Annotated in this window: 2 protein-coding genes; one reads left to right on the top strand and one right to left on the bottom strand. The window is 30.5% G+C overall.

Features of this window, described 5'->3' with window-relative positions; genetic code table 11:
* Positions 1-427, bottom strand: a 427-nt coding sequence (dtd, locus tag LJD34_RS15835; protein ID WP_227360350.1) for a D-aminoacyl-tRNA deacylase, incomplete at its 3' end; no start/stop codon positions are given.
* A 77-nt stretch (positions 428-504) separates the two neighbouring features.
* On the opposite strand from dtd, the gene LJD34_RS15830 reads away from it, so the two are divergent.
* Complete coding sequence (locus tag LJD34_RS15830) at positions 505-1,773, top strand: replication-associated recombination protein A (RefSeq protein WP_119362848.1); 1,269 nt, start codon at positions 505-507, stop codon at positions 1,771-1,773.
* Positions 1,774-1,845: the final 72 nt, after the last annotated feature.

Genomic DNA, 1,845 nt, shown 5'->3' with positions numbered 1-1,845 from the left:
GGATGATCGTTGTTGGTCCATCATTGATCAGTGAGACTTTCATCATCGCTCCAAAAATTCCTGTTTCTGTATAGACCCCTGCATTTTCTAATGCTTTATTAAAATATTCATATAATGGTTTTGATATTTCTGGTTTAGCAGCATCTAAAAAACTAGGTCTCCTTCCTTTTTTACAATTTGCATATAAAGTAAATTGTGAAATAGAAAGAATTTCTCCTTTGATATCCATCAATGATAAATTCAATTTTTCATTTTCATCTTCAAAAATTCTTAAATTAATAAGCTTATTAACCATCTTATCAACAATTTCTTCATTATCATCATTCGTAATACCTACTAATACCATAAATCCTTGTTTGATTTGTCCATTTATTTTCCCTTCAATTTCCACGCTTGCTTCACTTACTCTTTGTACAACTAATCTCATATTCATTTCTACCTTTCTTTTTATAAAAGTGTTATAATCATTATAATTCATTTTGTATTAAGGAGGAAGATTTTTTTATGAGTGGAACTTTAGCTTATAATATGAGACCTCAATCTCTTTTAGATATATTAGGGCAAAAACATATTATAGGTAAAAATGGTTTATTTACTAAATTTGTAGAAAAGAATCATCCAATGTCTGTTATTTTATATGGCCCACCAGGTTGTGGTAAAACAACTCTTGCAATGGCTTTGGCTCATGATTTAAATATGCCTTGTCGTACTTTTAATGCATCTACAGGAAATAAAAAAGAAATGGATTTGATTATTGAAGAAGCTAAATTATCTGATGGTCTTTTTGTCATTATCGATGAAATTCATCGTATGAATAAAATGAAACAAGATAATTTACTTCCTTATGTAGAAAGTGGTCTATTGATTATTGTTGGATGTACAACAGCTAATCCTTATCATTCAATCAATCCTGCCATTCGTTCAAGATGTCAAATCATTGAAGTTAAGCCTTTAACTCAAGAAGATATTATTCAAGGTTTACATCACGCTTTAGATAGCGAAAAGGGCTATCATCATCAATATCAATGTGATGAAGAAGTCTTGCAACATATTGCTCGTCTTTCATCAGGAGATATTCGTTTTGCATATAATTGTTTAGAAGTATGTACAATTATCTCTCATGATAATCATATTACTATTGAAGATGCTAAAAATGCTTTAACACAAGCTAATGGTCAATTTGATAAAGATGAAGATCAATATTATGATACTTTAAGTGGTTTACAAAAATCTATTCGTGGAAGTGATCCTAATGGAGCTATGTATTATTTTGCAAAGTTGATAGAATATAATGATATTGAATCTTTAGAAAGACGTGTCCTTGTTTGTGCATATGAAGATGTTGGACTTGCTAATCCAAATGCTTGTATGCGTACTGTTGCTGCTTTTCAAGCTGCCAGAACAGTAGGATTTCCTGAGGCAAGAATTCCTATTGCAAGTGCTATTATTGATTTATGTCTTTCACCTAAATCTAAATCATCAGAAGCAGCTATTGATGCTGCCTTAGCTTCTTTAAGACAACAATCTTTGCCTGCACCTGAATATTTAAGATTAACACCTGTTGGTCTAGAAGAGGATGAAAAATATAATTATGATCGTCCTGAGTTATGGGAATATATTCAATATTTACCTGATCAAATCGCAAATAATCAATTCTATGTACCTTGGATGACAAGTCAATATGAAAAAGCTTTAGCTGAAAATTATCGACGTATTTTAAAACATGGTCGTACAAGTAATATTAAAAAATTAAATCATACAAAAAAATCCTAAACTTTTAGGATTTTTTCGGTATATTAAATTATCCGGTGCTTAGAGGTTCGCTCTAAATTATTAGGCGGAGTA

This window comes from Faecalibacillus sp. MSK20_93 (assembly GCF_020589945.1).
Lineage (GTDB): Bacteria > Bacillota_I > Bacilli_A > Erysipelotrichales > Coprobacillaceae > Faecalibacillus > Faecalibacillus intestinalis.
The sequence above is the reverse complement of the archived record's forward strand: the minus strand, read 5'-3'. Positions and strand labels throughout refer to the sequence as shown.

Bases quoted from the DNA above. Each gene is read 5' to 3' on its own strand.
- LJD34_RS15830 (WP_119362848.1), top strand. From the start codon at position 505: ATGAGTGGAACTTTAGCTTATAATATGAGACCTCAATCTCTTTTAGAT.